Source organism: Nocardia sp. NPDC051756 (genome assembly GCF_040681495.1).
Taxonomy (GTDB): Bacteria; Actinomycetota; Actinomycetes; order Mycobacteriales; family Mycobacteriaceae; genus Nocardia.
The window spans coordinates 1,094,853-1,115,673 of the sequence record NZ_JBFAYV010000001.1 but is presented as its reverse complement, the minus strand read 5'-3'; the positions used below and the strand labels follow the sequence as shown (position 1 = coordinate 1,115,673).

General features: G+C 67.3%; 18 protein-coding genes and 2 pseudogenes. 9 read left to right on the top strand and 11 right to left on the bottom strand.

The features are described from left to right. Positions 1-73: 73 nt before the first annotated feature. Together AB0M22_RS05530 and hemE are read right to left on the bottom strand one after the other, a co-directional pair. Entirely contained in the window at positions 74-583 is a 510-nt protein-coding gene (locus AB0M22_RS05530; RefSeq protein WP_364721405.1) for a hypothetical protein, read from the bottom strand. Between the two features lie 23 nt (positions 584-606). Then, a complete protein-coding gene (gene hemE, locus AB0M22_RS05525; protein ID WP_364721403.1) occupies positions 607-1,662 on the bottom strand; it encodes a uroporphyrinogen decarboxylase in 1,056 nt (351 codons plus the stop codon). 788 nt (positions 1,663-2,450) lie between these two features. Between hemE and AB0M22_RS05520 the strand changes: the two genes are divergently transcribed. Next, positions 2,451-3,089, top strand: a complete 639-nt coding sequence (locus tag AB0M22_RS05520; RefSeq protein ID WP_364721401.1) for a DUF3000 domain-containing protein — start codon at positions 2,451-2,453, stop codon at positions 3,087-3,089. Between the two features lie 149 nt (positions 3,090-3,238). Beyond that, positions 3,239-4,501, top strand: a complete 1,263-nt coding sequence (locus AB0M22_RS05515; RefSeq protein ID WP_364721399.1) for a ribonuclease D — start codon at positions 3,239-3,241, stop codon at positions 4,499-4,501. Position 4,502: 1 nt separating this feature from the next. Here the strand turns inward: AB0M22_RS05515 and AB0M22_RS05510 are convergent, their stop codons facing one another. Continuing rightward, positions 4,503-4,913: an SRPBCC family protein gene (locus AB0M22_RS05510; RefSeq protein ID WP_364721397.1), complete on the bottom strand. Its 411-nt coding sequence runs from the start codon at positions 4,911-4,913 to the stop codon at positions 4,503-4,505. 107 nt (positions 4,914-5,020) lie between these two features. Between AB0M22_RS05510 and AB0M22_RS05505 the strand changes: the two genes are divergently transcribed. Beyond that, entirely contained in the window at positions 5,021-5,572 is a 552-nt protein-coding gene (locus tag AB0M22_RS05505) for a CGNR zinc finger domain-containing protein (RefSeq protein WP_364721395.1), read from the top strand. Between the two features lie 96 nt (positions 5,573-5,668). Here AB0M22_RS05505 and AB0M22_RS05500 read toward each other — a convergent pair whose 3' ends face one another. Beyond that, on the bottom strand, positions 5,669-6,049 hold the full coding sequence (locus AB0M22_RS05500; RefSeq protein ID WP_364721393.1) for a DUF5655 domain-containing protein: 381 nt from the start codon (positions 6,047-6,049) through the stop codon (positions 5,669-5,671). Positions 6,050-6,057: 8 nt separating this feature from the next. Beyond that, positions 6,058-6,453, bottom strand: coding sequence for a MerR family transcriptional regulator (locus tag AB0M22_RS05495; protein WP_364721391.1), 396 nt, complete (start codon positions 6,451-6,453; stop codon positions 6,058-6,060). 28 nt (positions 6,454-6,481) lie between these two features. Between AB0M22_RS05495 and AB0M22_RS05490 the strand changes: the two genes are divergently transcribed. Together AB0M22_RS05490 and AB0M22_RS05485 are read left to right on the top strand one after the other, a co-directional pair. Next, entirely contained in the window at positions 6,482-7,216 is a 735-nt protein-coding gene (locus AB0M22_RS05490; RefSeq protein ID WP_364721389.1) for a methyltransferase domain-containing protein, read from the top strand. 330 nt (positions 7,217-7,546) lie between these two features. Beyond that, positions 7,547-8,197 (top strand): PhzF family phenazine biosynthesis protein, encoded by a 651-nt coding sequence (locus AB0M22_RS05485; RefSeq protein WP_364721386.1) that lies wholly within the window; start codon positions 7,547-7,549, stop codon positions 8,195-8,197. Positions 8,198-8,275: 78 nt separating this feature from the next. On the opposite strand, the gene dxs is transcribed toward AB0M22_RS05485, so the two are convergent. Continuing rightward, a complete protein-coding gene (gene dxs, locus AB0M22_RS05480; protein WP_364721384.1) occupies positions 8,276-10,198 on the bottom strand; it encodes a 1-deoxy-D-xylulose-5-phosphate synthase in 1,923 nt (640 codons plus the stop codon). Positions 10,199-10,413: 215 nt separating this feature from the next. Between dxs and glsA the strand changes: the two genes are divergently transcribed. Beyond that, positions 10,414-12,231 (top strand): glutaminase A, encoded by a 1,818-nt coding sequence (gene glsA, locus AB0M22_RS05475; RefSeq protein WP_364721700.1) that lies wholly within the window; start codon positions 10,414-10,416, stop codon positions 12,229-12,231. 120 nt (positions 12,232-12,351) lie between these two features. Next, positions 12,352-13,032 (top strand): SIMPL domain-containing protein, encoded by a 681-nt coding sequence (locus tag AB0M22_RS05470; protein WP_364721381.1) that lies wholly within the window; start codon positions 12,352-12,354, stop codon positions 13,030-13,032. Between the two features lie 90 nt (positions 13,033-13,122). Here AB0M22_RS05470 and AB0M22_RS05465 read toward each other — a convergent pair whose 3' ends face one another. Beyond that, positions 13,123-13,422: a DUF1330 domain-containing protein gene (locus AB0M22_RS05465; protein WP_364721378.1), complete on the bottom strand. Its 300-nt coding sequence runs from the start codon at positions 13,420-13,422 to the stop codon at positions 13,123-13,125. Positions 13,423-13,527: 105 nt separating this feature from the next. Here AB0M22_RS05465 and AB0M22_RS05460 point away from each other — a divergent pair, with 105 nt between their 5' ends. Continuing rightward, positions 13,528-14,412, top strand: coding sequence for a CPBP family intramembrane glutamic endopeptidase (locus AB0M22_RS05460; RefSeq protein ID WP_364721376.1), 885 nt, complete (start codon positions 13,528-13,530; stop codon positions 14,410-14,412). 240 nt (positions 14,413-14,652) lie between these two features. Further along, positions 14,653-15,441 (top strand): annotated as a pseudogene (locus AB0M22_RS05455) (enoyl-CoA hydratase); the annotation flags it as partial. Between the two features lie 837 nt (positions 15,442-16,278). On the opposite strand, the gene AB0M22_RS05450 reads toward AB0M22_RS05455, so the two are convergent. The 4 genes and pseudogenes from AB0M22_RS05450 to AB0M22_RS05435 form a co-directional block, all read right to left on the bottom strand. Then, positions 16,279-16,527 (bottom strand): hypothetical protein, encoded by a 249-nt coding sequence (locus AB0M22_RS05450; RefSeq protein WP_364721373.1) that lies wholly within the window; start codon positions 16,525-16,527, stop codon positions 16,279-16,281. A 157-nt stretch (positions 16,528-16,684) separates the two neighbouring features. Next, positions 16,685-17,836 (bottom strand): class I SAM-dependent RNA methyltransferase, encoded by a 1,152-nt coding sequence (locus AB0M22_RS05445; RefSeq protein WP_364721698.1) that lies wholly within the window; start codon positions 17,834-17,836, stop codon positions 16,685-16,687. Next, positions 17,828-18,430 (bottom strand): annotated as a pseudogene (locus AB0M22_RS05440) (TRAM domain-containing protein); the annotation flags it as partial. The pseudogene AB0M22_RS05440 and the gene AB0M22_RS05445, both read right to left, overlap by 9 nt. Positions 18,431-18,773: 343 nt before the next feature. Then, the gene (locus AB0M22_RS05435) at positions 18,774-20,762 is read right to left on the bottom strand and encodes an APC family permease (protein ID WP_364721370.1); all 1,989 of its coding nucleotides are present in this window, start codon (positions 20,760-20,762) and stop codon (positions 18,774-18,776) included. Between the last annotated feature and the right edge of the window lie 59 nt (positions 20,763-20,821).

Sequence of the window (20,821 nt, the reverse complement as noted above, 5' to 3'; positions counted from 1 at the left end):
CCACGGAGACCGTTGCCAACAATTTCGTGCACTGAGTGCAACGGCGTGCGCGGCAGCAGGTCGGCTGGCGGGATCAGGCTGTGCCGCTGATGATGAGGTCGGCGTGGGCGCGGGTGTCGTCGGTGGTGAAGTGGGTGTCTTCGTCGGCCATCCACTGTTCCCACAGCGGCAAAGCCGAAGTGCCGTCGCGTTCGAGGCCGCGGGTCAAGCGGAGGGGGCGTGGGGTGTCGACCCAGATCGAGAGTGACAGGCGAGGGCGGACGGCGGCGCGGGACGAGGAGACGCCTTCCAGGACCACGACTCCGCCCGGGGCGATCTCGTGCCATTCGGCGAGCGCTCGCTGATCCCAGTCGTAGCGCCGGTATCGAGCGAGCGCGTCGCGGCCGAGGGGTTCGAGTACCTCGGTTTCCAGTCGCGGCCACCAGTTCAAGGTGTTGTCCCAGGAAGCGAAGCTGTCGGTCGGCACGACAGGTGCGTCGAACTCGCGCACGAGTTGCGCGGCGAGCGTTGACTTTCCGGCGCCGCCGGGCCCATCGATCGCGACCAACCTGGTCGAACCGAGCCGCGGTTCGCTCGCCTGCACGCGAGCGACGATCTCCGCGAGCACTACAGTTCGTGCACCAATTCGACCAGCGCCGTCAGCACGCCCGGGTCGGTGTCGGGCAGCACGCCGTGGCCCAGGTTGAAGATATGTCCCTTGGCGCCCAGCGTGATTGCTTCGTCCGCCTCTGCCGCGATCCGCCGCGTCTCGGCTTCGACCGCGGCCGAGCCGGCGAAGAGCACGGCGGGATCGAGGTTGCCCTGCAACGCTTTTCCGGGTCCGACCCGGCGCACGGCGTCGGTGAGCGGTACCCGCCAGTCCACGCCGACCACGTCGGCCCCGGCCTCGCCCATCGCGCCGAGCAGCTCGCCGGTGCCGACGCCGAAGTGGATGCGCGGCACGCCCGCGGCGGCGACCTCGGCGAAGACGCGTTCGGAATGCGGCAGCACGAACCGCCGGTAGTCGGCGAGGGAGAGCGCGCCGGCCCACGAATCGAACAGCTGGACGGCGTCGACGCCGGCGTCGAGCTGCGCTTGCAGGAAGGCGATGGTGATGTCGGTGAGCGCGCCGAGCAGCGCGTGCCAGGTCTGCGGGTCGGCGTACATCATCGCCTTGGTGCGCTCGTGGTTCTTGCTCGGTCCGCCCTCGACCAGGTAGGACGCGAGGGTGAACGGCGCACCCGCGAACCCGATCAGCGGCGTCTCGCCGAGCGCGTCGACCAGCAGCCGCACCCCGTCGGTGACCGCGCCCACTTCCTCCGGCCGCAACCGCGGCAGCGCGCGCACATCCTCGACCGTGCGCACCGGCGACGCGATGACCGGCCCGACGCCGGGCACGATGTCGAGGTCGATCCCCGCGGCCTTCAACGGAACGACGATGTCGGAGAACAGGATCGCCGCATCCACCCCGTGCCTGCGGATCGGTTGCAGCGTGATCTCGCACACCAGCTCCGGATCGAAGCACGACTCCAGCATGCCCACGCCCTTGCGCAGCTCGCGGTACTCGGGCAACGACCGTCCGGCTTGCCGCATGAACCACACCGGACGCCTGCTCGGCGTAGCGCCGGTGGCGGCGGCCAAGAACGGGGCATCGGTCAGGCGGCGGCGAGTATTTGTGCTCATCGCTGCCCATCGTAAAGGGACCACCACCCCTCACTCACCAGGCCGGGCGCGTGCGTGAAAAGGACGACACCGTTTCCGTCGGCACCGCCCGCCGAACCAGAACAATCAACCCCTGCACCGATGCGCGCTGTCCATCGTCTGGCCGATCGGCAGCTACCCACACACTCGCGGCCGAACACGGCGCCCAACACCAACGCATACAGCTACACCCAGCATTCGACGCGCCGCTGTTTCCCCGATCGACCGAAGCCAGCACCATCCATTCGTCCGAGCACCGCGCACGACACATCTGCACACGACCATTGTTGATCTCCCATTGGTCAGGTGGCGTTCGGCTGCCGCCTCAGCCCGGCCCGAGCCGCTGGATCGGTTGCCGCCGGCGACGTCCGACCATCGCTTCCGTGGGCAACACCCGATCCGCACCACCGCGTCGGCAGCAGGCGCCGTGCGCTCCGCTCGGCCGCGGGACACCTACTTCATACGGCCGCGCTCCGTGTTCGACTGTCGCTACGACTGTGTCAAGCGTCTGGATCGGCGAGGCGGGTTGCGCAATGTCCGACTAGCGACCGATTCACTCTGTCGGGCGAGGCTCGGCGAAACGCCTTCAACCACCCGGCAGCGCGTGGGCCTGCGAACAGTCCCCAATCACCGCCCTCCCACCCACCACCAAAGACCGCGACACGCCGATGTGCGCAACGCGCGCAATCTTGCGAAGGCCCGCGGACGCGGCCGCAATACAGCGGCGCGCCTCCGACTGTGCCGGGTGCACAAGGTCTACCGTCCCCTTCGTGACACCGCTCGACTTCCGCGACGGCGCCGCAGCGACCGAGGGACCACATGGCGAGCCAGCTCAATTTCGCGCCGCGGTCGAGGCGATGGGCACCGCAACCGTGCACCCTCGGATCGAGCTGGCGCCGATCCGGCCGCCGCAACGTCTGGCGCCCTACTCTTACGCACTCGGTGCCGAGGTAAAACATCCGGAAACCGGTGTCGTGCCGGTCGATTCGGAGGGCGACGCGTTCGGCAGACTGATCCTGCTGCACGACCCCGACGGTGACGAGGCCTGGCATGGCACCCTGCGGCTGGTCGCCTACATCCAGGCCGACATCGACGCCGCGCTGGCCACCGATCCGCTGCTACCCGAGGTCGCGTGGAGCTGGCTGGTCGACGCGCTGGAGTCGCGGTCGGAACCGTTCACCGCGCTCGGCGGGACGGTGACCTCGACCAGCTCGGTGCGCTACGGCGACATCGCCGGTCCGCCGCGCGCCCACCAGCTCGAATTACGGGCGTCCTGGACCGCGATCACCAACGACATGCGCCCGCACGTCGAGGGTTTCTGCGAGGTCCTCGCCTACGCGGCGGGTCTCCCACCGGCCGGTATCACCGAATTGCAGATGCGTCCGGACCTGTCGAACGATCACCGGTAGCCAGATCGGCGATCGTGGGAAGACCAGCGGGCGACGCAGCGTTCCACTGAGCGAAAGCATCCGTCGATTCCGCTGTTGTTCTCCCGCCCGACACACGGAAGCCCGATAGGACGACGACCGCCCCGGCACTGCACGTAAAGTTCAACAACATGTCCGTACCCGACGAATCCGAACCCCCCGGCGCGCCACCCCTGCTCGCGCCCGTGGATGGCGTGCCTCCGGTACTGGACACCGCCGCTGAAATCGCCGCGGCTGCTACTCGTCTCGCCGCGGGCACCGGCCCGCTGGCCGTCGATGCCGAACGCGCCTCGGGTTTCCGGTATTCGGCGCGCGCCTACCTGATTCAGTTGCGCCGCAACGGAGCGGGCACCTTCCTGATCGATCCGATTCCGGTCGCGGACGCGCTCGAACCACTGGCCGAGGCGATCAACGACCTCGAGTGGGTATTGCATTCGGCCGACCAGGATCTGCCGGGTCTGGCCGAGGTCGGACTTCGGCCGAAGCGGCTGTTCGACACCGAATTGGGCGGTCGGCTGGCCGGTTTCGAACGCGTCGGCCTCGCCGCGATGGTCGAGAACCTGCTGGGCCATGCCCTACGCAAGGGGCACGGCGCGGCCGACTGGTCGACCCGCCCGCTGCCCGACGAATGGCTGAATTACGCGGCGCTGGACGTCGAATTGCTGCTGGAACTGCGCGACGCGGTCGCCGCCGACCTCGAGGCGCAGGGCAAAACCGATTGGGCGGCACAGGAATTCGAGCACGTCCGGACCGCCGAGCCGCCCGCGCCGAAAGCGGACCGGTGGCGGCGCACCTCCGGCATCCACAATCTACGCCGGACCAGGCAACTGGCCGTGGTTCGCGAACTATGGACCACGCGCGATTCCCTCGCCCGCGCCCGTGATGTCGCGCCCGCGCGGATCCTGCCGGACGCCGCGATCATCGCGGCCGTGACCGCCGATCCGAAGACCATCGCGCAACTGCGCGCGCTGCCGGTGTTCGGCGGACCGCGCCAGCGCCGCTACTCGCGGGAATGGCTGGCCGCCGTCGATCGCGGCCGGACCCTGCCGGACAGCGACCTACCCCCACTGACCCAGCCGTTCGACGGACCGCCCCCGGTGAACCGCTGGGAACGCCGCGACCCGGCCGCCGCCGCCCGGTTGACCCGCGCGCGGACCGCGATGGGCGAGCTGTCCACCGAGCATTCGATCCCCGTCGAGAACCTGCTCTCGCCCGATCTGGTCCGCCGCCTGTGCTGGGACGGACTGCCGGATTACGACCGCGTCCCCGACTCCCCCGACGACCTGGCCGCCGCGATCGACGGCTTCCTGAAGTCGGGCGGTGCCAGGCCTTGGCAGCGTGAGCTGGCCGTGCCGCAGCTGACCGTGGCGTTGACGCCGAAGCCCGCCGAGTAGCTCAGGACGCGGGGTTTTCCTGCGTCTGCTTGAAGGTGCGCAGGCCCTCGTCCATGCCTGCGCCGAACGCGTCCGCGAGTTCCGCGGGCAGCACGTCGTGGATCCAGACGAAACGGCTGTGCCCGTCGCCGTGCGGGAAGACCTGCATGGTGGCGTTGTTGTGTTCCGGGGTCACGCTGCCGCCGATGATCGAGTAGACGAAGCGGCGCTCGTCGTCGTCGATCGTGACGAGTAGTTCGCGCAGCGTCGATCCGTTGGCGAATTCGACCACGCGGGTGCCGGGGGCGACGAGCTTGCTCTCGACGGCGTACCCGGGTGCCATGCGGACCGGGCCGGCCTCGAAATCGCGGATGATCGCCCAGATGTGCTCGACGGGGACCTCTACGACGAGTTCTTTCTTGACCGTTGCCATCAGGAGACTCCTTGCGGGAATGGGATTCAGCCGTATCTGGCTAACTAGTGTGAGCTGAACGATAGTTAGCTAACTACCCATCGTCAATAGATAGTTATGATGGTGTCGTGCCCAGTGATTTGCAGCGCATCGTGGACTTCGTCAACACGCGTCGTGCGGACGGCGATGAGCTCGGCACGCCCGAACAGTTGACGAGCTGGCTGAGCACGAACGACCTGCTCCCCGACCTTGCGCAGGCCGATGCCGAGGATTGCGAGCGCGCCGTCTGGCTGCGTGAAGGTCTGCGGGCACTCCTGGCGGAGAACAACGCCGAACCCGTTACCAGTCCACGCCCGGACGGCCTCGACCCCGCTGCGCGAACACAACTCGCGACGCTGACTGCCGCGCTACCGCTGCGCCTCGATGTGAGCAGCATTCCGCCGCGCCTGGTCCCCCAGTCGCGCGAGCCGATCGATCACGCGCTGACCACTCTGCTCGCCGACGTCGCGACCGCCGTCTCCGCGGGCACCTGGCCGCGACTCAAAGCGTGCCGGGAACCGAGCTGCCGCTGGGCTTTCTACGATCAGTCGCGCAACCACGGGCGCACCTGGTGTTCGATGAATGTGTGCGGCAACCGGGTGAAAGTCCGCGCCTCGCAACGGAGACGGACCGCGCGCTAGCCGAAGATGTTCGGCGGAAGGCATTTCCGCCGGCCGCAGCCGTTGCCGGGTGCCCCATCGAATCAGCAACCTTGCTCGGCAGCAGCGGCTTCCGCCCTACTTCGGGTCTTGGATACCGAAGTCGTAGGCGGCTTCGAGCCAGCCCTCGTTCACCACGTGCTCGACGACCGAATCGTCCAGCACGCGGATCTGGTGGGTCCACTTGCCCGGATACGTCTCCTGCACGCCGAGGATCAGCGGGTCCGCCACCGGTTTGCGCAGGTCGAGGGTGAGCATGAGGACATCGTCCGGGACTTGCTTGGCCCGTGGAGTCGGCCATAACCACGCGAACTTTCGGTCCGCGCCGAAGGAGACCTGGCTTTTGGTGACCGCGGTGGTGATCGCGCCGAGGGCCTCGATCCGCAGGGCCAGCCGGCGGAACAGGCGCAGCGCGTCCGGGCGTTCGGCGAACAGATTTTCGACCGTGTGCTCGTCCATCCTTGCCATTATTGCCGAAACAGGCGCTCGGACACCGCCGCTTGGAAGTGTGGGCAGGTGGTGAAGTCGGCGTGCTCGCAGGCGAGGGCGTGCTCGATCATGTCCAGGGAGGTCTGCGCGGTGGCGATTCGCGCCTGCAATTCGTCGCGCTGCCGGCCGAGCACGGCTGTGCGGTCGGGTGTGGTGAGCATTGTGTGGATGTCGTCGAGGGTGAACCCGGCGTCCTTGGCGCGCAGGATGACCGCGACGCGGAAGATGTCGTCCTCGCGGTAGCGCCGACGCCCGGCCGAATCTCGTTGCGGGGTCAGCAGTCCCACGGATTCCCAGTGTCGCAGGACGTGTGTGGCCAGGCCGAAACGGGCGGCCACCGCGCCGATGCTGGTCACCTCGTCGCTTGACTTCATGTCAACATTAAGTCGCACGATGGCCGGCATGTCCACCTTGATCCAGCGCCTCGACTCGGTCGACGCCGCACCCGGCGCCGCCGAACTCCGCGCCTATTCCTACGACCTACTGCGCCTGAGCCCTGGCGCCTCCGTTATCGATGTCGGCTGCGGCTCCGGCCGCGCAGTCGCCGAGTTGGCCGACCGAGGTGCCATCCCGATAGGCATCGATCCGAGTGCTCAGATGATCGATGCCGCCCGAACCCGCTGGCCCGCACTGGACTTCCGCCTCGGCACCGCGGAAACCCTTCCCCTATCCGGCGAATCGGTCTCCGCCTACCGCGCCGACAAGGTCTTCCACGAAATCGCCGACCCCGCAGCGGCATTGACCGAGGCCCACCGAGTCCTCACCCCAGGCGGCCGAATCGTCCTCCTCGGCCAAGACTGGGACGCCATCATCATCGACTCCGACGACCCGGAAATCACTCGCACCGTCCTCCACGCCCGCGCCGGCACCATCACCAACCCCCGCTCGGCCCGCGCCTACCGAAACCTACTGCTGGCGAATGGCTTCCACGACGTCGCCATCGAAGCACGCACCCCGATCTTCACCGACGACCTCATGCTCCCCATGTTGAAGGGCCTCGCCACAGCAGCCGCCGCCACCACTAACCTGCCGCAAGAACGCGCCGACACCTGGATCGCCGAGCAGACCAAACGGGCCCAATCGAACCGACTCCTCGTAGCAGTACCGCTATTCATCGCAGCCGCGTCGAAACCGTGAGGTCGGGTTCGCCAGGGTCGAGGCTGGCCCCAGGTGCAGACCGTACGAACCCAAACAGCTGACTCGTGGCGGTAATACCCGCGAATCATCGCAGCCGAATCGAGCCACCCGGTTCATGCGCTTGAATCGCGGACGTCACCGAATGGATTGCTGAGAGCTCGCGCAGGTCGAACCTCGGTGGCGATCTCGCTCGCTGTGGCGGCCCGCAGTACCGAGAAACATTGGCGGCGAACGGGGCATGACGGAGCCTGATCTCGCGATTTGGCTCCAGCATGTCCCGTTGATTCATGGCCGATCCAGCGTGCGCGGCTGAAGTGGTTGACTGCGGGGGTGATCGAATACGAGGTGTTGCGGGTCTTTTGTGGGGCTGACGGTCGGCATGGGAATCGGCTCGGGGTGGTGCGGGATGGGGGTGCTGTTCCGGAGGTGGGTGCGCGGCAGGCGTTCGCTGGGAAGTTGGGGTTCAGCGAGACGGTGTTTGTCGATGATGTCGAGCGGGGGGTTATCGATATCTACACGCCGACGCTTCGGCTGCCGTTCGCCGGGCATCCGTGTGTTGGGGCGGCTTGGCTGCTCGGCGTGCCTGCTCTGGTTACGCAGGCCGGTGTTGTGGGCACTCGTACCGATGGCGAGTTCACCTGGATTGCGGCGCGGGCGGAGTGGGCTCCCGAGCGCACGCTGCGCCGGTACGACTCCGCCGAAGAGGTCGACGCGCTCGCGGTTCCGGCACCTGGGGAATGGATCTACGCCTGGGCCTGGCAGGACGAGGCCGGCGGCCAGGTCAGGGCCCGCGCATTCCCGGGTCGCGGCGACGGCATCGATGAGGACGAGGCGACCGGTGCGGCAGCGCTGCTCCTCACTGCCGGTCTCGGCCGTCCGCTACACATTTCGCAGGGGCGCGGCTCACAGATCGTGACGCGTCCGCGGACAGACGGACTGATCGAAGTAGGCGGACGCGTTCAGCGGGCGCCCGAGCACTAGTTCGCACCTGGCGATCCAGATCCGCTCGAACACAACCGCCGAAGGTCCGCGAGCACGGACTCCGCAACACCACACGACTCACCGTGCGGCGAGCCAACCACCGATCCGCCGAGCGATATCCGGCGCGGTCAACCCGAGTTCCGTGTGCACCGCCCCGCGCGACGCGTGATCCAGGAACTGCTGGGGCACACCGAGATCGCGGGTCGGGATGTCCAGCCCGGAGTTACGCAACCGAGCGGACACGGTCGAACCGATACCGCCGTGCAGTCCACCATCTTCCAAAGTCACTACGAGCCGGTAGTTCTCGGCAAGCTTGACCAGGGTGTCGGATACGGGGAGCACCCAGCGAGGATCGATCACGGTGACCGAAACCCCTTCGTTCTCCAGCAGATCCGCGGCCTGCAACGCGACCTCGGCGAACGAGCCGACGGCAACCAGCAGCACATCACCGCGCACCGCCTGCACCGAACCGCCGCCATCCAGCGCCAGATCCTCGCCTGCGCCGGCGGCCAGCCGCAGTACATCTACCCCGTCGAGCCGCTCAACCGCCGTAATATCGTCGGCGACACTACCTTTGGGGAACCTGATCGCGGTCGGCCCGTCGTTGACGGCCAGCGCCTCCGCCAGCTCCTCCCGCAACGTCGCCGCATCGCGCGGCGCCGCCACCCGGATCCCGGGAATGATCCCGAGCACGGACAGATCCCACATCCCGTTGTGGCTGGCGCCGTCCGGCCCGGTGATGCCGGAACGATCCAGCACCACGGTCACCGGCTGCTTCAGCAACGCGACATCCATCAGCAACTGATCGAAGGCCCGATTGAGGAACGTCGAGTAGATCGCCACCACCGGATGCATCCCGCCGAGTGCGAGCCCGGCCGCCGACGTCATCGCATGCTGCTCGGCGATCCCGACGTCGAACATCCGCTCCGGGAACCGCTCGCCGAACGCCGCGAGCCCGGTCGGCCCGGGCATGGCCGCGGTGATCGCGACGATGTCGTCGCGCTTCTCGGCCTGCGCGATGAGTTCCTGGGAGAACACCGACGTCCAGCCGAGCGCCTTCGGGCCGCCGACCGGAACGCCGGTGAGCGGATCGATCGGATCGCACGCATGCATCTGGTCGGCGATGTGGTTCTCCGCCGGCGCGTACCCGTGGCCCTTCTGCGTCACCGCGTGCACCACAACCGGCCCGCCGAAGTCCTTGGCCCGGCGCAGCGCCGATTCCAGCGCCACGATGTCGTGCCCGTCGACCGGGCCGACGTACTTCATCCCGAGGTCGCTGAACAGCTCCTGCGGGCTCACCGCGTCCTTTATCCCGGCCTTCACCGCGTGCATCATCGAGTACGCGGACTCGCCGACCCGCGGGATGCTCTTCAGGATCCGCTTCCCGGCGTCGAGCGCGTGCTCGTAGGCGGGCTGGGTGCGCAGCGCGGTCAACCGGTCGGCCAGGCCGCCGATGGTCGGCGCGTAGGAGCGACCGTTGTCGTTGACCACGATCACCACCGGCCGGTCCGGCGCGCCCGCGATGTTGTTGAGCGCCTCCCAGCACATGCCGCCGGTGAGCGCGCCGTCGCCGACCACCGCGACCACGTGCCGGTCTTGGCCGGTCAGCGCGAACGCCTTGGCCAGGCCGTCGGCGTAGGACAGCGACGCGGAGGCGTGCGAGGACTCCACCCAGTCGTGCGCGCTCTCGGCGCGGCTCGGGTAGCCGGACAGGCCGCCCTGCCTGCGTAGCGTGTCGAACTCGTCCTTGCGGCCGGTCAGGATCTTGTGCACGTAGGCCTGGTGGCCGGTGTCGAAGATCAACGGGTCGGCCGGCGAATCGAAGATCCGGTGCAGGGCGATGGTCAACTCGACCACGCCGAGATTCGGGCCGAGGTGACCGCCGGTCACGGCAACCTTCTGCACGAGGAATTCGCGGATTTCGTCCGCCAGCTCACGCAGTTGCTGCGCGGTGAGCGGTCGAAGATCTTCGGGCGTGTCGACCCGGGAAAGCACTCCCACCTGAACTCGCTCCCTCCGGATAGCGCATCTGATCCGATCAGTCTACGGAGCGGCGGCCAGTGCCTACGAACGAGAACCGAACTGCCACACCTGGCAACGACCACCACCAGCCGACATCAGGCCGAAATGTGAGCCTCGGCATACCGTACTCGGCCTAGAGTGATCCTGTGGCCCAGCCCGGAGAGGCGATCGAGCGGACAATCGAATCGGGCGTCGTGTCCAGGATCGTCAACGACGTCTATCAGCTGTGCCGGCCTGACGACTCCGGTACACTTGCCGACTACATTCCGGAACTGGCTGCGGCGCAGCCGGATTCATTCGCCCTGTGCCTGGCGACCGCGGACGGGCGAATCTACGGCACCGGCGACCTGGACGTGTCGTTCACCATCCAGTCGATCTCCAAGCCGTTCACCTACGCGCTCGCGCTCGCCGATCGCGGCACCGAGTTCGTGGACGCGCGCATCGATGTGGAGCCCTCCGGCGAGGCGTTCAACGAGATCAGCCTCGATCCGGTGACCGAGCGTCCGCGCAATCCGATGATCAACGCGGGCGCGATCACCGCCGCCTCCCTGATCACCGGGAGCGATCCGCTCGAGCGATTCGAGCGCATCCGGCGCTGCTATTCACGCTTCGCCGGGCGCGAACTGAGCATGAACGAGGCGGTGTACGCGTCCGAGGCGCGCACCGGGTTCCGCAATCGCGCCATCGGCTACATGCTGCGCTCGTTCGGCATCATCGACTCCGACCCCGACGAGGCGGTCGACCGCTACTTCCGGCAGTGCTCGCTCGACGTGACCTGCCGCGACCTCGCGCTGATGGCGGCGACCCTGGCCAACAACGGGCGCAACCCGGTGACCGGGGAACGCGCGCTGTCGACGGCGCTGACCGAACGGGTGCTCAGCGTGATGACCACCTGCGGCATGTACAACGCGGCCGGCGACTGGGTGACCAGCGTCGGGCTGCCGGCGAAGAGCGGGGTGGGCGGCGGCATCGTCGCGGTGCTGCCCGGGCAGATCGGCATCGCGGTCTACTCCCCGCGGCTGGACGCGCACGGCAACAGCGTGCGCGGCGTCGCGGCCTGCCGTGAGTTGTCGCAGCGGCTGGAGCTGCACTTTCTGCACGTCACGCGGGCGGCGCGGACGGCGATCCGGGCCGGGTATTCGGTGGCCGAGGTGCCGTCGCGGTTGCGCCGCACGACCGACGAGATCGCGGTACTGGCCGAGCACGGGCATCGGGCGCGGGTCTACGAACTGCACGGTGACCTGCTGTTCGCCGGCGCGGAGAGCGCGGTGCGGACCATCGAGGCGCAGGCCGGTGAGCTGGAAGCGCTCGTGGTGGATCTGCGCCGGGTCGGTGAGGTGAGCGCGATCGCGGTACGGATGATCGATGATTTGCAGACCGAGCTCGCGGCGATCGGCGTGCGGGTCGCGCTGGTCGATCCCGATGCCAAGCTCGGGCACGTGGTGTCCAGCCTGGATCCGGACGATCCGCGCGGGCGGGTGTTCATCGATCGCGACACCGCGACCGAATGGTGTGAGGACATCGTGCTCGACCAGCATCGGCCCGGGGACGAGCCGGTGTGCACGTCGATCGCGATCGAGGATCATCCGGCGCTGGCCGCGCTCGAGGACGGTGATCGGGTGCAGCTGGCCAAGGAATTCGAAGTGCGCACGTTCGCGCGCGGTGAGGTGATCGCGCGGCGCGGGAGTGCGCGTTCGGGGTTGTATCTGATCCTCGAAGGGCGGGTGCGAATCACCTTCGAGGGCAGTGACAGCCGGACGCACCGACTGGTGAGTCTGTCCTCGGGGATGTCGTTCGGGGAGATCCCGATGCTGGTCGGGACGCCGTTCGTGAACGAGGCGCGGGCGGAGTCGGGGGTGCGGGTGGCGGTGTTGAAACCTGCGCGTTTCGATCAGCTGACGTCGCGGGCACCGCAGTTGAAGTTGGCGTTGCTCGAGCGGTTGGCCGCGGGGGCGTATGCGCAGATGGACGCGGCGGTGCGCGCGATCGCGGTGCGTGGGGGTGATTACTGAGCGGTTCGCGCACGACGCCGGGACGAGATAACGAACTTCCCGCCGCGGGGACGATTGGTCGCTGTCCGCCGTTGACCACTTGAAGCGAGACTCACCGCCGACAGATCAGAGGAGTATGCCGTGAACGAGAAGTCCGAGTCCGCTGCTGCGGGCACCGTCACCATTTTCGGCAGCGGGACCGCGCGGGCCACGCCGGATCTGATGCGCGTCACGATTTCGGTCGAGTGTCGGGCGGGCAAGGTGGCGCTGGCCTACAGCAAGGCCGGTGAGCGGGTGGCCGCTGTCACTCGGTCGCTGCGGTCGGATGGGGTCGCGGGGAAAGATATCGCCACCAGCGGGTTGTCTGTACATACCGAGACCGTGTGGACCGAAGGTCAGGGCAATCGCATCACCGGGTATCTCGCGAGTACGTCGCTGACCATCGCGTTGCGGAACCTCGCCGACGATGCGGATCCGGGGCCCGCGACGATCATCGCGAACGCGGTCGACGCGGGCGGTGACGATGTTCGGCTCGGTGGGCTGAATCTCACGTTCGCCGACCAGGAGTCGCTGCTCGTCGAGGCGCGGGATGCGGCGTGGGAGAACGCTGTCGCCAAGGCGGAGCAGTTCGCGGCGCGGGCCGGGCGGACGCTCGGCGCGGTGTTGGAGATCACCGAGAACACCTCCAGCGCACCGCCTTCCATTCCGCGGGTGAAGGCGATGTCGATCGCGATGGATGCCTATGGGGCGGCGCCGGTTCCGGTCGAGTTGGGTGAGAGTGAGATCTCGGCGGGGATTCGGGTTACCTGGCAGATGGATTGAGGGAAGCGACCTCGGTCTCAGCGTGCCGTCGGCCACTGTTCTGCGCGATGCTCGGTATCGGGGTCGCTGAGCAGATCGGCGGCGGCATTGTCATGCGCGGTGGCCGAGGCCTTCGACCAGGTGGATCACGGAGTCGGCGCCGGCCTGCCGATCCTTCGAAATCTCCAGGTACTCCGGCGATTCCGCCCACGCGCGGAATGCGGTCTCGTCGGGGAACGACAGGAGCACGACCTTCTCGCGGTCGCTGGCGCCCTCGATGAGCTGCGGGCTTTCGTCTGCGGCGAGCAATGTGCCTGCGTAGCGGGTGAATATGTCGAGGAAGCGGTCCTGGTAGCGGTCGTAGGCGGCGCGATCGGTGAACTTCAGCTGGGCGATCACATAGACGGTCATGCTGCGACTCTAAAACTCGAGCAAGAACTTTCGGCATCGATGGAACCGGGTCGGCCTGTCCTGCGTCCGAATAGGTAAGGCAGCACGCCGTCCTAAGGATGTCGGATGATCGCTCGTCGCAACGATTTCGTTCTGTTCCTGTTCGTCGCAGTTGCTGCGGCCTGGGTGCTGGCGTCTGGGCCGTGGATCGACGGGGAGGGTTTGCAGTCTGGTTTGTGGCTGCATACGGGGGCTGCGTTGATGATGTTCTCCCCCGCGCTCGGGGTGCTGGCGGTGTGGCGGTATCGGCGACTATCTTGGCCTGCGCTGTTGGCGCAGAACGGGTTACGGCTCGGTGCGCGACCTCGGCAGACGGTGTGGCTCATGGCGGTCGCCTGGGTGGCGACTCCGCTGTTCCTGTGGCTGGCGTTCGGGTTGAGTGTGGTGTTCGGCGTGTATGTCTTCGAGTTCCAGAGTGGTGAGACCGTCGCGGCGGTCATCGTCGACGCGGTCACGGTGGCGACCCTCGGCACCTTGCCGTTCGCGCTCGGTGAGGAACTCGGGTGGCGCGGGTGGTTGCTGCCGCAGCTCAACAATCGGCTCGGGATCATCGGCGGAATCGTTGCCACCGGGGTGATCTGGGCGTTGTGGCATGCGCCGCTGACGTTGCTCGGATACAACTATCCGAACCTCGGAGCCTGGGCTGCCGTGGCGTTCATCGGGTTCTGTGTGCCGTTCGGCGCGATCCTCGGGTGGTTGCGGATGTACACCGGGAGTGTCTGGCCGTGTGCCGTCGCGCATGCAGCGTTCAACGGGAGCGCGATGCTGTTCGGACTGTTCAACTCGTCTGTGCGCGAGGCGAATCCACTGTACGCCGGGGTCGGGTTCGTCGGCTGGGGCGTGCTCACCGTCATCGCGGCGTTGCTGTTCACCTGGTTCCCGGTGCGCCGGGTTTCCGCCAAGTCGGAATCATTTGTGCCACCAGCACACTCGTGGCCATCGTTCGGCTAACCCACCGCAAGCCCTTGCGGTGGGCGCGATCTCATACCTTGGGCTGAGGGCGATGTCCGGGGCGAGCGCCCTGATCCATCGGTCGGTTGGCCGACCGTCACTCCCCCTGCTCCGCAGCACCCGATCGCGAGCCGGACAACCTGACCTGCTCAATGCTTAATCGCGATCCGGCGAGCGCGGCCCGCGCAGCACTTATATTGAGATGTCGGTGGCAGCGCAGTCGCCGGTTAGGGGTTTCGTATGTCGTTCGTGCTCGTTGATACGCCGCGACCGCACATCGCGCTGGTCACCCTCAATCGGCCTGACCGTATGAACGCCATGGCCTTCGATGTGATGATCCCGTTGCGCGAGGCGCTCGAAGAAGTGAGCGCCGACAACGACATTCGGGTCGTGGTGCTGACCGGTGCGGGGCAGGGGTTCTGCTCCGGGGCGGACCTCCAGAACGCGGGCAAGGTACCGAATGTCGAGGGGCTCACCACCACCAGTATCGCGCGCCGCTCGATGGATCTACTCAACGATGTGATGCTCGCCCTGCGGCGGATGAACCAACCGGTGATCGGCGCGATCAATGGTGCCGCGATCGGCGGCGGCTTCTGCCTGAGCATGGTCACCGACATGCGAATCGCGGCCGAGGAAGCCTACTTTCGCGCCGCAGGCATCAACAACGGGCTCACCTCCACCGAACTCGGCATCAGCTACCTGCTGCCCCGCGCCATCGGCTCCTCCCGCGCCTTCGAGATCATGCTCTCCGGCCGCGACGTCGACGCACTCGAGGCCGAACGCATCGGCCTCGTCTCCCGCACCGTCCCCGCCGCCAAACTCCTCGACACCTGCTACGACATCGCCGACCGCATCATCAGCTTCAGCCGCGTAGGCACCGAACTCACCAAACGCATGCTCTGGAGCGGCATGGAAGCCGGCGGCTTCGAATCCCACATGCAACACGAAGGAACCGCCCAACTCTACGTCCGCCTGACCACCGACAACTTCGACGAAGCCATCCGAGCCCGCCGAGACCGCCGCCCCCCCGACCTACACCGACTGATCTGCCGCCCACCCGGCCAACCCCCGCATCGCCACATCGTTTCCTGCACCGGCAATCGCAATTTCCCACCCCGGCGATCGCATACGAAACCAAGTGCGCCACCTCAGGACTCGCACAGCTACGCCAGCCGTCGTGTCCCTGTGCCACAGATCCACCGCCCCGCCGCACCCCCCTTGATTTCTCGCACCAGGATTCGCATGCAAATCCAGGTGCGCCAACTCAAAAAGCGTGCGGCTGTAACCATCCCAACACCCCACGAGCCAGCGCACACGCGAAGCACGACAGCCGCACACGCCCTGATCTCCCGCATACCGAATCGCATGCGATTCGGTATGCGACCCATCAAAAGGTGTGCAGCTGCCCCGGTCCCCAACGACAGCACCACAGCGCTGTCCTCGAACACACCACCGCCTCGCCGCCCGGGACATCACGGAACGCCCACTCACACACCGCACCCACCACGTCCCGCCCAGCAAGCAACGCGTTGCCGAACGGGACATCTCGGTGCGCTTACTTACATTTCGGCTCCGCCATGTCCCGCCCAGCAAACGATGTTGCGCCAGACAGGCGGGGCAGTGCAGTCAGTCGAAACGTCGGCCTGTCGCTGGATCCCATCCGCCTAACCGCGCCAGCCATCCGCGGTCACCTGAGGGTTGCCGAGCGGGACAGCAGGGCGCTGCCAGCCGCACTACGCCCCTCCACGTCACAGCTGGCGAACAACGCGCCTCGAACGGGACGTCTCGGCGGATGCACTCGCGCTTAGCCGCCATCCGGTGCCATTCGGCGAACAACGCGGTGCTGAACGGGACTTCTCGGTGCGCCTATTCGCGCTTTGCCTCCGCCATGTCCCGCTTGGCAATGGTGCTGCGCCGGATTCGCGAGGGCAGCGCAATCAGTCCAAACGCCGACTGTTGCGGGATCGATCCGCCGAAATGCGTCCAGTCACCCCCGATCACCTCGACCGGGACATCACGGCGCGCCCGCTCGCACTTCGCCTCCATGTCCCACTTGGCGAACAACGCGGCGTCGAGAGAGACATCAGGCAGGATGTACTCGCGCTTCGCCCCCATGCCCCGCTCGGCGCATACGCGGTCCCGAACGGGACATCAGCGAGGACCTACTTCGCGCTTCGGCTCCGCCGTGTCCCGCTCGGCGAATTAGGTGTCGCTGAGTGGGACGTCGCTGACCGCGCGCTCGGGTTTCGGCTCCGTAGTCCCACTCGGTGGGTTAGGGGGTGGGGCGCTCGAGTAGGGCTATGCATTCGACGTGGTGGGTGCCGGGGAAGGCGTCGAAGGCTCGGAGGGTGGTCAGGTGGTAGCCGGCGGATTGGTAGAGACCTAGGTCTCGGGCGAAAGCGGCTGGGTCGCAGCCTATGTGGATTATGCGGAGGGGGCCGGTTGTGGTGATTGCGGCTATTACCTCTTTGCCTGCGCCGGCTCGTGGGGGGTCGAGGACGATGGTGTCGGGGGCTGCGCCGCCTACGCGTTCGGTTACCCAGCGTTCTACGCGTTGGGCGTGCAGGTCCAGCCAGGGGAGGTCGTGGAGGGCGGCGGTGCCGTCGGCTACCGCTGGACGGGCGGACTCTACGGCGAGTATCGCGCCGGTCTGGCCTACCTGGTCGGCGAGGCGGGCGGCGAAAACGCCTGCGCCGCTGTACAAGTCCCAGGCCAGGGCACCGGGGTGCAGGCCGGACCATTCGGCGATCAGGTCCGAATAGCATTGTGCGGCACCGTGATGCGCCTGCCAGAAGCCGGTTGCGGAGACCTCCCACCGGCGGCCCGCGACGTACTCGACCGCGCGACCGGTCCCGGAGATCACCCACTCGTCCCGTGCCGCATGCGTCGCCGCCCGGCGAGCCGAAGCATTGCGCCGTTCGCCGGCCTGCGGTGCCTCCAGCCGACCATTGTCGTCGTACCGCGGCTCCGCGCGCTCATCTGAACTGCGGCCACCACTCTGTTCTGTACCGCCGCGCACGCTGCCACCACGCCAGACTCCGCCGATTTCGCCCGGGCGGCGACGATGGGCGCGGTCGGTGACGGCGGGGGCGTCGTCGGTCCCGGGTTTGCCGCTCGGGCGGCGGCGGTTGTCGCGGTCGGCTCCACCGCGCGGATCGCTGCCGCGGGAGGTGCCGGTGCGGTCGTCCCGGCGCGCTCCGGCGTCTTCAGCGCGCGTTCTGCGGTCGTCTTCGCGAGAACCAGAGGGGTCGGGTCGGCGGCGGTCGATTCGGTCGGCGCGGCCGCCATCGGAGTCAGTGCCAGGGCGGCGTCGGCCGCGGCGGTCACGGCCGCGTTGGTCCGTGCGACGCTCGGTCGACTCGGCTCGTTGCCATTCGCTGTCGCCGCGGGACTTTCGGCGGTCACCGTCAACCGCCGGGGCCAGTTCGATGATGTGACGGACGCCGTCGCCGTCGACGGCGATCACCAAATCCGCTCCGGGCGTCCACAATCGGTCCGCGACGCCGTCCAGGGCGCCCGGAACCGGTTGGGGGCAGCGGAGATCGGTGATGACCTCGGTGCTGCGGTAGCCGTGGACGCCTGCGCGACCTTCGGCGTCGACGGCCAGGCGGATGCGGGTGCGCCAGCCGGTGGTGGTGTCGCCTGCCCCGGTTATCGGTTCGACGACGACCTCGCGGTCGATGCCGGCCACGCGGCGGAGTTGTTCGGCGACAACCGAAGCCTTCAGCGCCCGTTGAGCTTTCGGAGTGGCATACGAGAAGTCGCAGCAACCCGCACCGCCAGGGCCGGAAACGGGGCAGGTGGCGGGCACCCGGTCGGGCGACGGTTCGAGGATTTCGATCGCGTCGGCGCGACAGAACGATCCGCCCCGATCCTCGGTGACCCGCACCCGAACAAGCTCACCCGGCAACCCATGCCGGACAAACACCACGCGCCCCTCGTGCCTGCCCACGCAGAACCCACCATGCCCGGGCGGCCCCAGACGCAGCTCGAAAGTCGTATCGCGCCAATCGGTCATGCCCATGCCTCGCCTACGCCCGACCCGGACTCGCGCACAGTGCGTTTCGACCTGCTTCGCTTCGTCCTACTCAGCGCACCACGTGCAGTGCACGTTCCGACACAATCAGCGTCCGCGTCCAGTTCGCGCACTCCGACACAGTCAGCCCCGACGCCCAGTCGACCACGACCAGCGCCCGCGCTCAGCTCGCACACTCCGACACGACCAGCCCTGACACCCGTCCCACACGCTGCGACACGATCAGCACCCACGCGTAGATTGCTCGCCGCCGACGGAATGCCTTCCAGCCGAATACGAATCGCACCGGAATCGGCCGGAACATGCCGCGAAACCGTCCGCGCACTCATGAGCGGTCGTCGTATCCGCGGCGCACCGCACCCGGGGCGTTGACCATGCCGGGCGTGCGGGCTCGGGTGGACGAACTCAATTGCCATGGGACGCTTGTCACCATCACGCCGGGTTCGAAGAGCAGTCGGCCCTTGAGGCGCAACGCACTCTGGTTGTGCAGGACCTGTTCCCACCAGTGCCCGACCACGTACTCGGGGATGAAGACGGTGACCACGTCGCGTGGCGAGTCCTTGCGTACTCGCTTCACGTAATCCAGGACGGGCTTGGTGATTTCGCGGTAGGGCGACTCGATCACCTTGAGCGGCACGGTGACATCGCTCTTTTCCCACTCGCGCACCAGCGCCCGGGTGTCGGCCTCGTCGACGTTGACGGTGATCGCCTCCAGGGTGTCCGGCCGGGTGGCGCGGGCGTAGGCGAGCGCGCGGCGGGTGGGCAGGTGCAGCTTGGAGACCAGCACGATGGAGTGCGAGCGGCTGGGCAGCACGCCGTCCCACTCCTGCTCCTCCAGCTCGCGGGAGACCGAATCGTAGTGCCGGCGAATCATTTTCATCACGATGAAGATCGCCACCATGGTGCAGATGGCGATGTAGGCGCCGGCGAAGAACTTGGTGATGAGCACGATGATCAGCACGGTGCCGGTGGCGGTGAGGCCGACGGCGTTGATCACCCTGGACCGCTTCATCCGCGACCGCTGCGCCGGATCGGTTTCGGTGCGCAGCAATCGGGTCCAGTGCCGCAGCATGCCGGTCTGGCTGAGCACGAAGGAAACGAACACGCCGACGATGTAGAGCTGGATCAGCTTGGTGACCTCGGCGCCGAACAGCACGACGAACGCGATCGCCGCACCGGACAGGAACAGGATGCCGTTGCTGAACGCGAGCCGATCGCCGCGGGTGTGCAGCTGTCGAGGCAGGTAACGGTCCTGCGCCAGAATCGAACCGAGCACCGGGAACCCGTTGAACGCGGTGTTCGCGGCGAGCACGAGGATCAGCGCGGTGACCGTGGTGATGAAGAAGAACCCGATCGGGAATCCGTGGAAGACCGTCTCGGCGAGCTGCGCGATCAGCGTCTTCTGGTGGTAGCCGGGCGGCGCGCCGATCAGGTCGTCCTCGTTGTGCGCGTACACGACGCCGATCTTCTGGGCCAGGATGATGATGCCCATCAGCAGCACGATGGCGAAGGTGCCGAGCATCAGCAGGGTGGTGGCGGCGTTGCGCGACTTCGGCTTCCGGAACGCGGGCACGCCGTTGCTGATCGCCTCGACACCGGTGAGCGCGGCGCAGCCGGAGGAGAACGAGCGGGCGATCAAAAAGGCGAAGGCGAGTCCGTACAGATGCTCGTCCTCCGCCTTCAGTCCGAAACCCGCCGACTCGGCCTGTAGGTCGTCGCCGAGGATGAAGATGCGGAACAGACCCCAGCCGAGCATGACGAACATGCCGACGATGAACGCGTAGGTCGGGATGGCGAACGTGGTCCCCGACTCGCGGATGCCGCGAAGATTGATCGCGGTCAGGATGGCGATGGCGACGACGGCGAAGAGCACCTTGTGCGTGGCCACGAACGGAATCGCCGAACCGATGTTGGACGCGGCCGAGGAGATCGAGACGGCCACCGTGAGCACGTAGTCGACGAGCAGCGCGCTGCCGACGGTCAGGCCGGCGTTGGGTCCGAGGTTGGTCGTCGCGACCTCGTAGTCACCGCCGCCGGACGGGTAGGCGTGCACGTTTTGCCGATAGCTTGCTACGACCACCGCCATGACCAGCGCGACGGCCAATCCGACCCAGGGGGCATAGACGTAGGCGGAGATACCGGCCGCGGATAACACCAGGAAGATTTCTTCGGGCGCGTAGGCGACCGAGGACATCGCATCGGAGGCGAACACCGGAAGGGCGATGCGTTTCGGCAGCAGGGTATGGCCAAGCGAATCACTACGGAAAGGCCTGCCCAGCAGCATTCGTTTCGCTGCCGTCGTCAACTTGGACACTGGAGCGAGCATAGGCGCACGCGAGGGTGGTCGCGCGCGTGGCTCGCAGGTTTGGCCAC